Annotated in this window: 8 protein-coding genes; 2 read left to right on the top strand and 6 right to left on the bottom strand. The window is 61.6% G+C overall.

The window, feature by feature from the left end:
- Positions 1-45 precede the first annotated feature (45 nt).
- Positions 46-1,512 (bottom strand): c-type cytochrome, encoded by a 1,467-nt coding sequence (locus Q8Q83_RS01250; RefSeq protein WP_305620430.1) that lies wholly within the window; start codon positions 1,510-1,512, stop codon positions 46-48.
- Between the two features lie 351 nt (positions 1,513-1,863).
- On the opposite strand from Q8Q83_RS01250, the gene Q8Q83_RS01245 reads away from it, so the two are divergent.
- Together Q8Q83_RS01245 and Q8Q83_RS01240 are read left to right on the top strand one after the other, a co-directional pair.
- On the top strand, positions 1,864-3,228 hold the full coding sequence (locus Q8Q83_RS01245) for a pyridoxal-phosphate dependent enzyme (protein WP_305620428.1): 1,365 nt from the start codon (positions 1,864-1,866) through the stop codon (positions 3,226-3,228).
- Between the two features lie 238 nt (positions 3,229-3,466).
- Positions 3,467-4,624 (top strand): PLP-dependent aspartate aminotransferase family protein, encoded by a 1,158-nt coding sequence (locus Q8Q83_RS01240; protein ID WP_305620426.1) that lies wholly within the window; start codon positions 3,467-3,469, stop codon positions 4,622-4,624.
- 24 nt (positions 4,625-4,648) lie between these two features.
- Here the strand turns inward: Q8Q83_RS01240 and Q8Q83_RS01235 are convergent, their stop codons facing one another.
- The 5 genes from Q8Q83_RS01235 to Q8Q83_RS01215 all read right to left on the bottom strand — a co-directional run.
- The gene (locus Q8Q83_RS01235; RefSeq protein WP_305620424.1) at positions 4,649-5,713 is read right to left on the bottom strand and encodes a polysaccharide pyruvyl transferase family protein; all 1,065 of its coding nucleotides are present in this window, start codon (positions 5,711-5,713) and stop codon (positions 4,649-4,651) included.
- Between the two features lie 243 nt (positions 5,714-5,956).
- On the bottom strand, positions 5,957-6,400 hold the full coding sequence (locus tag Q8Q83_RS01230; protein WP_305620422.1) for a thioesterase family protein: 444 nt from the start codon (positions 6,398-6,400) through the stop codon (positions 5,957-5,959).
- A 163-nt stretch (positions 6,401-6,563) separates the two neighbouring features.
- Positions 6,564-7,676 (bottom strand): acyltransferase, encoded by a 1,113-nt coding sequence (locus tag Q8Q83_RS01225; RefSeq protein WP_305620420.1) that lies wholly within the window; start codon positions 7,674-7,676, stop codon positions 6,564-6,566.
- Between the two features lie 30 nt (positions 7,677-7,706).
- Positions 7,707-8,900 carry a hypothetical protein gene (locus tag Q8Q83_RS01220; RefSeq protein WP_305620418.1) on the bottom strand — a complete coding sequence of 398 codons (1,194 nt, stop codon included), beginning with the start codon at positions 8,898-8,900 and terminating at the stop codon, positions 7,707-7,709.
- Between the two features lie 3 nt (positions 8,901-8,903).
- Positions 8,904-12,072: hypothetical protein (locus Q8Q83_RS01215; protein ID WP_371132339.1), on the bottom strand; the 3,169-nt coding region annotated here is incomplete at its 5' end.

Below are 12,072 nucleotides of genomic sequence, written 5' to 3'. Positions count from 1 at the left end.
CATCACATCATCCTCGGGGTGAAGCCACAGTGCGTAATTGGTGGCTTAGGGAGCGGCTCCCTGTGTGCCGGCACTGTTGCCGGCTTTGGACTTGATCAACGCGATCAAGGCATCGACTTCATCATCCTGCAGCGCAAAGGTCGGCATGACCGGGGCAAAGCCCTTGGCGAGCACCGCGTTGGGCTCGCGTATGGCTTGTCGCAGATAGGCCTCATCGACTGCCACCTGCGTGCCATCGCCGAGGGTTTCGGTTCTGCCATACAGACCCAGCCAGGTGGGGCCGACCCCGGGGTTGCCATCGACGCTGTGGCAGGCCAAGCAGCCGTGGGTTTGCGCCAGTTGCTGCCCGCGTGTGGTCAAATCGCTAACCGCGTCTATCGCCGTGCTGGCGCTGGGCGCGGCGTCCGGCGGCGCGTCGCTCAGGGATTTGATCAGAGCGAGCAGGGCGCCCAGCTCATCTTGGCTGAAAGTATAGGGCACCATGACCGGAGGGTAGCCTTGGACCAGTTTGGCTTTGGGATCGCGGATCGACTCGCTCAGGTAGGCTTCGTCGACCTCTACGCTGCTGCCATCGGCCAGCGTTTCGTGGCGGCCGTACAGGCCTTTCCAGCTGGGACCGAGGCTCGCGCTGCCATCCAGGCTATGGCAGGCCTGGCAACCGTAGTTCTGCGCCAGCTGGCGGCCTTGCTGCAGCAGGCTTTCGTGGCTGGGTTTGGCCGCGGCGCGCACGCTCTGGGCGAAGGTCGGCTGGCTGCTCAGCCACAGTTCGAAGGCCGCGCGTTCCTCCACGAGCATATGACCGCGCATGTTGTAATGGGCCAGGCCACAATACTCGGCGCACAGCACCTCATAGCTACCCAGCTTGGTCGGGGTGAACCAGAAGTAGGAGACCATGCCGGGCACCATGTCCATCTTGCTGCGGATCTGCGGGACATAGAAGTTGTGCAGCACATCCTTGGAGCGCAATAGCACTTTGACCGGTTGGTCGAGCGGCAGGTGCACTTCATTGCTGAGGACCAGGACGTCGTCTTGCCCGGCCGGGTCCTCGGGGTCGAGGCCGAGGGGGTTGGCGGCATTCACCCAGCTGATCGCCGACTTGCCCAATTTGCCGTCCTGGCCAGGGAAGCGAAAGGACCACTGCCACTGCTGGGCGACCACTTCCAGTTCAGAGGCGTCGCTCGGCACCCGGACGAAGTCGTAGTAGACCACCAGGCCGGGCGCTAGCAGGGCGACTATGCCCAGGGTGGTGATGCCGATTAACCAGCCTTCCAGTTTTTTACTTTCGGGTTGATAGGTCGCGCGGCGACCGGCCTTGTGCCGATAGCGAATGACGGCCAGGGCCATAAATAGCGTGACGGCGATAAAGAAGAGGCCGGTGATCAGCAGGGTGATCAGCAGGGCGGCATCTATCGAGCCCCAGTTGGAAGCCGCCGCCGTTGCCTGCCAGGGGCTCAGTAGGTGGAAGAGCACCGAGGCGACCACGATAAGGATTAAGACAATTGCAAATACCATGTGTTTGGCATCCTGTTCCTGTCGCACATTGGCTACACAAAAACATCCTGCTCAACAACCATGCCTACTCGATGGTGAGTCCGCCTCGCCACGCCCGGCCTATGCCCAAGCCGGCGAGCAGGCTGGAAGGAGTATAGGGGAGGAAAAGTGGCGGTGCCCGGCAGCCCGCCTGGTTGGGCTTTGGCGCCTGGCAGAGTGGCCCGTGGGCCGCGTAGCGCCTATACCTAACAGGTCAAACAGGCGCCAGTGGCTGTCGCGGGCCGAACACCGCCGCAGCAGGCGCTTTGCCCCTGGCGGGCCGCGCCTGCGCGCAGGGCTCGCCGCATCGGCTGTTTCGCTGAGGGCCAGAAGATGTCCGCCAACCCCTTATTGGACATGATCGGCAACACGCCGATTCTGCCGCTCAGCCATCTCGACTGCGGCCTGTGCCAGCTGTTCGTCAAACTGGAAAACCAGAATCCCGGCGGCTCGATCAAGGACCGCATCGCCCTGACCATGATCGAGGCCGCGGAAAACAGCGGCCAGCTGCAGCCGGGTGCCACCATCATCGAGGCCACCGCCGGCAATACCGGCCTGGGCCTGGCCCTGGTGGCCGCGCAGAAGGGCTACCGCATGCTGCTGGTGGTGCCAGACAAGATGAGCCGCGAGAAGATCTTCCATCTCAAGGCTCTGGGCGCCGAGGTGCGCCTGACCCGCTCCGATGTCGCCAAGGGCCACCCCGAGTATTACCAGGACCTGGCGCGCAGTATTGCCGAGCAGATGCCGGGCGCCCTCTATATCGACCAGTTCAACAACCCGGCCAATGCCTGGGCCCATGAGACCGGCACCGGCCCGGAAATCTGGCGCCAGCTCGAGCAACGCGTCGATGCAGTGGTGGTCGGCGTCGGCTCGGGCGGCACCCTCGGCGGCCTGACCCGCTTCTTCCAGCGCGTAGCGCCGCAGGTCGAGATGGTTTTGGCCGACCCCGCAGGCTCGGTGCTGGCCGACTATGTGGAGACTGGCCAGTTCGGCGCGGCCGGCAGCTGGTTGGTGGAAGGCATAGGCGAGGACTTCGTGCCGGCGCTGGCCGACTTCGCCCTGGTCAAGCGCGCCTACCGCATCGGCGACGCCGAGAGCCTGCATACCGCGCGCCTGTTGCTGCAGCAGGAGGGCGTGCTGGCCGGCTCTTCCTCCGGCACCCTGCTGGCCGCCGCCTTGCGCTACTGCCGCGAGCAGACCCGGCCCAAGCGGGTGCTGACCTTCGTCTGTGATAGCGGCAACAAGTACCTGTCGAAGATGTTTAACGACTACTGGATGATCGACCAGGGCCTGATCGAGCGGCCCAAGGCGGGCAATCTGCGCGACCTGATCGCCCGCCGCTACGACGAAGGCACCACCGTCACCTGCACGCCGGATGAAAGCCTGGCGGCGGTGTACGGGCGCATGCGCTTTCATGATATCGATCAGGTGCCGGTGATGGACGGCGACCAGGTGGTCGGCCTGATCGACGAATGGGACCTGCTGCGCGCGGTGAAGGATGCGCCGGAGCATTTCCAACTGCCGGTGCGTCAGGCCATGGTCAGCAAGCTGCAGACCCTCGACCCGGACGTGCCGTTGGAGCGCCTGCTGCAGACCTTCGATAAGGGACACGTGGCGCTGATAGTCGAGCAGGGGCGCTTTCTCGGTTTGATCACCAAGAGCGATGTGCTCAACCTGTGGCGCCGTACCCTGCGCTAGGGGGCGCACGCTGTAGGAGCCAGCTTGTGCCCCACATGGATGTGGGAAATGCAGTAAGCCGTAGGGAACGGCGACTGCCTGGCGATCTTCGGTGCTCGTTGGCGGATCGCCGGAATGCCGGACTACAGACGGTAGCCCGGATGAAATCCGGGGGAATCTCACCACCGCCCCGGATTGCATCCGGGCTACGAAGCTGAGCCGCTACCCGCCACTGCACAGTGTGAATACAGGAGCCAATATGAGCGAATTCGAAACCCTGACCGTGCATGCCGGTTACGAACCGGACTGGACCGGCGCGGTGATGCCGCCTATCTACGCCACCTCGACCTTTCGCCAGCAATCGCCCGGGGTGCACGCCGGCTACGAGTACGGGCGCAGCCAGAACCCCACGCGCCAGGCGCTGGAACGGGCCATCGCCGAGCTGGAGGGCGGTGCCCATGGCTATGCCTTCGCCTCCGGCATGGCGGCCTGCGCCAGCGTGCTGGAACTGCTGCCGGCGCACAGCCATATGGTCGCGGTGGACGACCTCTACGGCGGCACCTACCGCCTGTTCGAGCGGGTGCGCAAGGCCAGCGCGGGCCTGCAGGTCAGCTATGTGCCGGCGGACGCCGACGCCGCCACCCTGGCCGCCGCCCTCAGGCCAGAGACGCGGATGATCTGGGTCGAGACCCCGACCAACCCCACCCTGAAGCTCTGCGACCTGGCCATGGTCGGCCAGCTGGGCCGCGCCCGCGGCATCCTCACGGTGGCCGACAACACTTTCGCCTCGCCCTACCTACAACGGCCGCTGGAGCACGGCTTCGACCTGGTGGTGCATTCGGCCACCAAGTACCTCAACGGCCATTCCGATGTGATAGCCGGGCTGGTGGTGGTGGCTGATAAGCCGGAACTGGCCGAGCAACTGGGTTTTCTGCAGAACGCGGTGGGCGGAATTCTCGATCCCTTCTCCAGCTTTCTCTGCCTGCGCGGCATGCGCACCCTGGCGCTGCGCCTGCAACGCCATGTCGACAACGCCATGCAGTTGGCCGCCTGGCTGGAGCGGCAACCTCAGGTGGCGGCCGTGCTCTATCCCGGCCTGCCCAGCCATCCCCAGCATGAGCTGGCGGCGCGGCAGATGCGCGGCAGCGGCGGCCTGATCAGCCTGTACCTGGCCACCGACGCCGAGGGCACCCGGCGCTTTCTCGAGGCCACCCAGCTGTTCACCCTGGCGGAGAGCCTGGGCGGGGTGGAAAGCCTGATCAGCCAGCCGGCGAAGATGACCCACGCCTCGATTCCCCCCGAACGGCGCGCGCAGCTCGGTATCGGCGACAACCTGGTGCGGCTGTCGGTGGGTATCGAGCACCTGGACGATCTGCGCGCCGATCTGCAGCAGGCCTTGGCGGCGATCAAAGGTTAACCGCGGCAGAATAGTCCTTGAACTTTAGGGCGTATCGTCTTGCCCGGCCGGCGGGTACCAGCTGGCTTCGTAGGCCGTCACCTTCGCCGAGCGCATGCCATCCGGCAGATCCAGCAGCGGATGGCCGAACTCGCGGGCCAGCAGGCGAACATGCAGGCTGGTGGCGAAGACCCCGGCGCTGGCGGCGAGCAGGGCGCAGATGGCCCAGATATGCAGCGAGCCGAATAGCTGGGCCGGCACGCGCAGGCGTGTCAGCAGGCGCTGGTAAGGTTCCAGATCGTCGTGCCAGGGCGCGGCGCCGGCGCGGAACAGCACCAGGGACCGGCCCTGGGCGTTGAGGCGCGCGGCTATCTGCGCGAGGGTGGCGTCCGCGGCATATTCGGCGGCGAACTGCACCGCGAGAAAAGGGCCGCCGGCCTGGTGCAGTGCGGCCAGCACGGCGGCATCCTGACCGGCCTGATGAATCTGCGCGGCAAAGCGTCGGCTAACACCGCTTACCGGGTCGGGGCTCAGCTGCGCCTGCAGCCCAGCCTCGGCCAGCGCCGCCTGGGTGACCCGATCTCGTACGCTAAGCCGATCGGCCTCGGCCAGGGCCTGCAGGCCATAGGCGCGTTCGGCCGCGCTCAGGGCGGCGAAGGTGCAACCGCCTATACAGCGAAATTCGAGATGGCGGATTGGCAGCGGGCATTGGCTGCGGTTCAGGACATAGGCCAGCGGGCGCTCTGCGCCGATTTGCGCCTGGGCCCAGGCCGCGCCTGCCGAGTCCTGCGACAGGCGACGCAGCAGGGCGTCAACCGCCGCCGGTTCCTGCAGCATCAGCGCGGCCTCCCAGGTGCTGGTGCTGAGAATCTCCCCGCCGACATGGAGGATGTCGAGCGGCGCCTTGCCGAAACGCGCCGGCCAATCGGCCAGCAGCTGGTTCAACGCCTCGACCCTAGGGCCGCCGAACTCGCGCAAGTCCCGCGCCTGCAAGCCGGCATGCACACAGGGCCGCCCAGCCAGGCTGGCTTGGGCGCACTGGGCCAGCAGCAAGTCGCCGAGGTTGTGCCGATCGAAGGCGCCGAACAGGATGATGGGAGCAGGGGCCATGGGCGTGGGCCGAGTGACGGCAATAGCCGTTGCGACCATCCTCGAACCGCCGGGCTAGGGCGTCAATTGCCGGCTGCCTGGCGGTGCTGGGCTAGTCACAGGCGTAGCCGTATCGGTAATGCCGTTCACTTAAGGCAAGTGAGCGGCATTTTTTGTAGCCCGGATGAAATCCGGGGAAGTCTACTCCTGCAAATCCGCTCCCGGATTGCATCCGGGCTACACACTGCCTGGCGGCGCTGGGCTTCAGCCGAGCCAGTTGACCTGGGCGAACTTGGCGCTGAAGGCCGCCGGCATGGCCACCACCTTGCCCTGCTGGTAGTTGAAGAAGACGAAGCCGGACTTGGCCATGGCCACCTGGGTGCCATCCGCCGGGCGGCTGATGCGGAAGGTGATATCGCCGCCGTAGGGGTTGAAATCCATCACCCCGACCTCGAACAGCAACTGGTCGCGGGCATGGGCTTCGGCGCGGTAGGTGGTGGCGAGGTCCGTGACTATGATGCCGACGCCGTCTGCGCTGGTTTCCTCTATGCCGAACTCGAACAGAAAGCGCGCCCGCGCCTCGGAGATCATCGAGATCATCGAGTCGTTGCTCAGGTGGTTGGCCGCATTGATATCGGTCACCCGTACGGTCAGGTGGGTGCTGTAGCAGAACTGGTTTTCGGGGAATTCGAGTTTTAGGCGGGCCATGGTGTGCAATCGCAGCGTGGTGGAGCGGCGATTCTACGCATGAGCAGGCCGTTGAAAAACTACTGCGCTAGGCTATGCGGCGTTGATGTAGCGCCGCGCGAAAATTCGAGCGTGTTGGCGCGATAATTCCAAGCACCCCGGTGTTTCACATAGAGCAAAGGAATTACGAGAAAACCTTACTCGTGATCGGTTGATCTGGCACACCGACATAGTTTCTTCTAAGCAACAAGAAAGGTCGCTCGACGAATCGGAAGCTGAGCATTGCTACCGGGAGAAGGGCAACGAAACAAAGGAAAGCCCAGCCCAGAGCTGGATACAACGTCGAGATATCCATAACCCTTTCATTGACCAACCACGCCGCTTCATACACAACGAAAACGTGGAGCAAATAGATCGAGTATGAGCACTGACCAACGTGCCCGATCAACCCAGAAACGCCGGTACGCGATGGAGTGAAAGAGCCGTCATACCAAGCAATGGCTATGGCGCACGCAAGCCCCTCAATCGTAGGCAGTATGATCCAGATTGCACTCGGCGATGGGTACGAGGGCATGCCATGGAATCCGCCGGCGTAGCTGAAGCCCCAATAAAAAACCAAGAACAACGTGATCGCGGAGATCGCCCGGAAATGATGCCCTGCTAGATGGAGTCTGGCATGGAATGCCAACATCCCAAGAACGAACTGATCTATGCGGCCAATGATCGTCCAGTAGGCAGCAGGCTGCACTTCCCCACTCTGGATGTAGATAGATATCCGCAGCGCAATCGCAACGCAGACTAGTAGGAGTGCGGCCCACCAGACCCGCCTAATCAGAAACAGAAGAAAGGGCAAACTGAAGTAAAAATGCAGCTCGACCGTAATTGACCAGCCCCCGTTTGGCCATACAGGCATGACGATTCCAGTCATCATGGTGGTCATGAACGTCCATATGCTCTCACCCTCAAGCGACCTTTGCAGCCCTACTACCGCAATAACTAATACCAGGAGAGGAGCCAGCCTAAGAAACCGGTTCCATAGGAAGGAGCCGTAGTCGATCGACTTACCATCGAGAATCTTCGCAAATAGATAACCACTTAGGGTCATGAAAAGCGCCACACCCACGTGCCCCTCATCAAAGATGGCGAGAGGGAACGCAAACACGCTTACAAATGCCTCGTGCGGTACTGGGTATCCGCTCCTTCCGGCATGAATGAAATGCCACGTGAACACCAGAAGTGCAGCCAATGCCCTGATGTGATCCAAGGCAACGAAGTGATGACCCGATGATGATTTCATTCCGAAACAATACCCAACCTTAGAAATGCCTTAACCGACCCGATGTGCAGAAAGCACTGGCGCCGATTGATCAGCATAGGTGAGGTTAAGCGCAGCACCTGTCTTCTGCCTTACCCTCAACATGATCTCCTGGCCCGGCGACAACCTCACAGGTCCTGTGGAAACTGTCATGACGTTTGTCTCGTTAACGGCCGGATAGAGTTGATCCGACGCAACCTCGACCGTCGCACCAGCATTCCCAGCCCTGATGCTGAGATAACGCTCCCGCCCGGTTGTAGGGCTTCCTGCCCACCGACAACCGCCCGAAAGTACATAGAGCCCTCCAGCGTTGGCGGGAACGATCAGCTTCGATGGTGCCGCGGATGACCACCATCCGTCTTCATCGAAGACGGCCACACCAGTGCTCAAAAAGTCCACGTCAGTAAACGTGTTATCTGGAATGCTCTGCGTCCAACCTGCTGCCGATGTGATGCGCGCGCCATGACTTCCAACGATCGACCCGCCTTGAGATTGAAGGTTGTTCTCCACGCCGCCGGTAGGCTGCGCTCGGTATTTGCCTATGTAACCGCCATGCGCCAGAAGGCCATAGCGCGTGCACGCACCTGTGTTGTTGTCACTCCAGACCATCGAATTGAATGCAAAAATGCCATCCTCGTTAACCGATGCACCGAAGTCACAATTCTGAACAGCCCCCGTTGAGTAGTTGTAGCGCACCCCTTGAGCACCAGCGTTGCGGAATTGACAGAAATGAAATCTGACCCCGTTTGATTGCTGAACCTTTGCCTCACCGTTGGGCTGCAGGTAGTTGAAGCTGACATGGTCAGCTCCAGACGCATAGATCGCACTAACTTGATGATTAGCCGCATTCTCCGAATCACCGATAACCGTTATGCGCCAGTCATCTCGACCATAAACAGCACGCTTCCCTTCGATATAGATTGCCTCGGGCAAATTGCCGACAACCCGAATCACGTATGCATGCCGGATTACGTCCGGTAGCGCGGAGTGCAATTTTGCCCAGGTTGCGAAAGGTGTAGCGGATGTCAGCCCATCATTTTCATCATCACCAGCAGCCGAAACATAGAGTGTCTTTGTCGCGGTTGAGAAACCGCCACCTAAGTCGGAAGACGCTACTCTTTTATTAACGCCACCTTGCACCACTTCAAACAATTCTGCTCCCAGTAACGGTCCTGCGGGGTCCATCAAGCTGATTTTTCCTGCCATGATCTAAGCCTCTAGTATCCGTATTTCGTCAGATTCGGTAATGCGGCCCTCACCGTCCTCGGTGAGCCGCTCCTCGTTTGTGATGTAATCAAACGGGTGCTGATGTGTCTGCCAGCTCGCTAGACCACCGCGGACACTAAACAGCTCAACAATGATCGCGCCCTCATACTCAGGGCTTAGATCCGCGCTGGTTCCAGCAACAGCAGTGATCTCGGTCAGTACTTCAAGGGTGTCAAATCGAAGAGCGCGGGCTGTGTATGTCGTCCCGAGTTCCGGGCCGATGTCCCCCATGGTTGTGTCAATTAAATTGTCATCCTCCAATAGGCGATCACGGTGAGACCAAGAGAGATTTATCTCTGGGCTATTCACGATAACGTCGGGGTAACTGAGGCCGTTTATTAGGAATCGACCCGGCGGGTAAGGCCGCACCTGCCTCTGCATCATCTCGACAGACACCTCTGGCGCGCTGCCCAGTGCGAGTAGATCGCTGCTAGTACGGGTCAGCAGCTTGGCGTGGACGGTGGCGCCAGATACATATTCGGTGGGGTCGCTACCTGCTGCGCCTTCCAAAAACCAAATACGTGCCCCTGCCTCATGTTTCGCCGGTACCGTGTCGCCACAGCCGCGGCCGAGCACCAGTTCGCCGCTGGTGATATCGATCGAATCAATCCGGACGATCTCATCATCGATCAGAGCCGCTGTGCCGGCGGTGATCTCGTATAGGTCGACACCATCCGTGATGGTGACGTTCGTGTCTAAATAGCCAATGCCAGCGACCAGGATCGCGCTACTGATGAAGTCGCCGCCGCCGCGTTCTTCGAAATTCCCAGAGGTGCCGACACGGCTGGTGATCTCGTAGCCCATCGAAAGTGGTGAAGGCTTGGAGGCGAGCGGCATCAGGAATGCGGCGGTGTCGTCGATCAACGCCATGTCCGCAGGGGCGGTGATGCGTACCAGGTCGCGATACGGCAACTCGATAAGCCGCTGGTACTGGATGGGCAGCGCAGTGCTGTCAGGTGCTGTCCACCCAGGTAGCACAGGCTCGGCATAGCTCGTCTCGGGCAGGCCGAATACATCCTTTATGGCGGCTACGGTGATTTGGCCGCTGGTGAGAATACCGTCCTCGACGCGTCCGGCGCGCAGCACCAGGTTCTCGATGCCGCGCCGCGGGTCGGAGACACGGAACACGCTGCCCGGAAAAACGCTGTCGCGCGCACGCCGGTCGAGGCGCACCTTCAGTCGCTTGACCCCTGAGGAATAAGCAGTCAGGTCTCGCTGAGCCACGCGGGCAGCGAGCGTACCGGACGGAATGCCGATGTACTCGGTGGTCTGCTGATTGAGGCCGTGTGCGGTGATCGCGGCGAGGTTGCGCGCCCGCACCTGCATGATTTCGTTAGATAGTGGGTCGCGATACTTCACCACCACGCAGTTGACCGATTTGTCATCGGCCGTGGCATCGTCATCGTCGATACCCAGCAGGCCCGTGTCCGGGGTAAACAGCGGCAGGTCTTCGACGTCATAATCGTCGCGGATGAGATTGAGCACCAGTTTGCCGCTACGGCGGCTGACATAGATCGACCCACCGATGTGGTTGATGATCGAACCAACGAACACGGCCAATTTGTCCTGGCGTGTCCACTTGATGCATAGCCCGAACCGCTCTGCATACAGTTTGTCCGCCACGGCAGCGAAACTGTCGAGGTCGAGGCGGATGGCTGGATCCAGGCCCCGTCCCCAACTGCGGTCGGTGTATGCCTGATAGATGATATGGGCAGGGTTCATCGCATACACACTGCCTAGGGCATTCATGATCGCATCGACCAGGGCCGTGGGGTCGCCACCGGAGACAACCGGTACACCGTCATCTCCGGTGTTATCGAGCTTGTCAGTCTGACTCGTATCATCCAGGTCGATATTGATGCCGTATGCGCGGATGCTCGAGATGCCGAGCAGTGTTTGCCCGGCCTCGGTCGCCGCATCGTTTGCTTCATCGCCGGGGCCAACACCCGGAATAGTTGGCCCACCGTCCGTGATGAACAATGAGATCCGCACATACCCGGCCGGGCTAGCCGCAAAGAACCCCGGAGCATCTGCTACCGCGGACGGGAAATAGGTGCTGTTCGGGGCGGTGCGCTCTTCGACCCAGGCGATCAGCTCGTCGATACTTGCCGCGCTGACAGCGCGTCGAGTGATTGAGCTGCGCGCCATGAAGTCGCCGGTATTACCGCCCCAGCCCACAATCATGATGTCTACCGCGACCATGGGCAGCACCATCTCGGCAATCAACTGCAGTGCCGCAATCACCGCAGCCTTCATGTTCTCCAGGCGCGTTTGCCCGTTGGCGGTCTCCGTATTCATGCTGCTCGACAAATCCAGCGCCAGGTACAGCGCCAGCGGTTTCACCGGCACCATGATGATCTGGGCCTTTTCCGGGTACCACACCTCGTCGTTATCCCACCCCTTGAGGATCCGCCGCATGCGCATCGCCCAGGGTTTTGGATAGGGGTTCATCGCCCCGATCATGCCGTCGAAGAACAGCGTGGCCACGCCCCGAAACGCTGGAACGATGCCGCCCAACATGGAGGCCAGGCTGGCGTTAACCGGTTGTGCAGGGCCGCCCATCATCACGTCCAGCGGGCCCTTGATGCCGCCTTCCTTTTTCTCGCCACCGAACAGGTTGGCCTTATTGATGGAGATGGTCCGGTTGCCGGTAACATGGCCGCGCTCGGTGCTGTCGATGCTGCCCAGCAGCCTGCGCAGGGCGGTTTCCTGTTTGCCGGCTTCAGCAGTGGCCTTGGCTGCTTGCTCTGCAGCCTTCTGCTCAGCCAAAGCGCGCTCACGCTGGGCCCGTTCGGCATTGTGGTAGGTGTTGATCGCGGCATTTTGCGCGGCGGCACTTTCCCGCCAGTTGGCATTGGCCTCACGCACCGCGCCGGTAACCCGCGCCGTGCTGCCCGCAACACCATCCAGGGCGGACTGCTGAGCCAGGCTGGCAGCGACCATGGCCTTGATACGAGCGGCCTGCTGGTCGGCTGCTGCGCCAACCTGGCCCAGGTTCTTGTCCGCTACAGCGGCTTTGTCGCCAACTTCCTCAACAGCCTTGCCCAACTCACTCAGCGCAGCCTGACCCTGCTTCAGGTCAGCCTTGATGCGCAGCGCGAGTTCGAGGTCT

The organism is Pseudomonas sp. (assembly GCF_030696055.1).
Lineage (GTDB): Bacteria > Pseudomonadota > Gammaproteobacteria > Pseudomonadales > Pseudomonadaceae > Aquipseudomonas.
Note: the sequence above shows the minus strand (reverse complement) of the source record. Positions and strands in the feature narration are given on the sequence as shown.

Coding starts and splice junctions, on each gene's coding strand:
- Q8Q83_RS01235 (WP_305620424.1), bottom strand. CDS start 5,713: ATGGCCCCTGCTCCCATCATCCTGTTCGGCGCCTTCGATCGGCACAAC.
- Q8Q83_RS01230 (WP_305620422.1), bottom strand. CDS start 6,400: ATGGCCCGCCTAAAACTCGAATTCCCCGAAAACCAGTTCTGCTACAGC.
- Q8Q83_RS01250 (WP_305620430.1), bottom strand. CDS start 1,512: ATGGTATTTGCAATTGTCTTAATCCTTATCGTGGTCGCCTCGGTGCTC.
- Q8Q83_RS01220 (WP_305620418.1), bottom strand. CDS start 8,900: ATGGCAGGAAAAATCAGCTTGATGGACCCCGCAGGACCGTTACTGGGA.
- Q8Q83_RS01245 (WP_305620428.1), top strand. CDS start 1,864: ATGTCCGCCAACCCCTTATTGGACATGATCGGCAACACGCCGATTCTG.
- Q8Q83_RS01240 (WP_305620426.1), top strand. CDS start 3,467: ATGAGCGAATTCGAAACCCTGACCGTGCATGCCGGTTACGAACCGGAC.
- Q8Q83_RS01225 (WP_305620420.1), bottom strand. CDS start 7,676: ATGAAATCATCATCGGGTCATCACTTCGTTGCCTTGGATCACATCAGG.